Below are 1,301 nucleotides of genomic sequence, written 5' to 3' on the forward strand. Positions count from 1 at the left end.
CGCAAATAAATAGAGATATTTCGGGCTCACGCGCTCAATATGACAAAGAAAATTCTGTCATTGCGAGCAATGATTCCACTTTCGTCATTGCAGATAATGACTCTACTTCCGTCATTACGGACAAGTATTCTGCTTCCGTCATTGCGAGCGAATGCAATGAGCGTGGCAATCCACACTACGATATAGACAAAGTAGATTGCCACGCAAATGCTGTCGCATTTGCTCGCAATGACAAAAATGCAAATTTTTTCAATGACAAGATTGCAAATTCTCGCAATGACTACAACCACTCCGTCATTGCGGGCGAACGAAGTGAGCGTGGCAATCTACAAGACAATATAGAAACAATAGATTGCCACGCATTAGATTCTGCAAAAATGCAGAATCTAATTGCTCGCAATGACGGCATTGCAAATTCTTTCAATGACAAGATTGCAAATTTTGCTAGTGCAAAATCTACCCACCCCCAAACCCCCTCCGCAAGGGAGGGGGTTTTTAAAGCCAAAATCCAAACCACCGCGCCCAAAAAACGCCTAGCATTATCCATAGCCACAGCTAGCCTCATAGCTAGCCTTAGCCTAGACACCATAGCAGCGCAGGTAAATTGCCGCACCACCGTAGATGACTACACACCGGGTAGTATCTACAATGACTTTGATGGACGCACAAAAGTCTATACCTGCTCGGGCTATGCTGATTGGACAGAGATGACAGGAAGTGGCGGAGAGCACCTGCATCACACCTATGAGACAAATCAGTATTGGGATACCACCGTGCAGTTTGGCACGGCAAGTGAGAGGCTAACTATCGGTGGAGGCTCACACCAAATCGATGTAGGGCTAAATCGTTTTAGAGGACAGGGGGCATTAGGAAAACCGTATGACTACAAAAAAGGATTTTATAAATATATAGAATTTGGGCTTTTGGACGCAAAAGATATGAGCTTTCGTATCACTTCTCAAGGGCAAGTCCAAGCAAGCGTAAAAACCATAGCCCAAGCAAATATCGGCTCACTTATCCTAGCTAGCGATACTACCACAGAAGCTGGAGATAGGGGGAACTGGACATATAATTGGGACGGGAAATTAGGAGGAATCTTTCAACATATAACCATAGGGCATAGCTCTACGATAGGCACTATCAAGGTGGATAAAGACACACGAATGGTATATAATATGGACATCAAAGACAACGCCAACATAGGCAATATAACCAACTCTGGTAACCTAACAAACCTCCGCATAGACAACGCCACAGCAAGCACTATCAAAAACGAATCTGGCGCGTGGCTAGGCACAGTA

General features: G+C 44.6%; 1 protein-coding gene. It reads left to right on the plus strand.

Annotated features, from left to right (window positions below; genetic code table 11):
• Positions 1-1,301 (plus strand): hypothetical protein (locus ACWIUO_RS13695; protein WP_454178443.1); only part of this gene is annotated, 1,301 nt, incomplete at both ends.

Source organism: Helicobacter sp. T3_23-1056, from assembly GCF_053654535.1.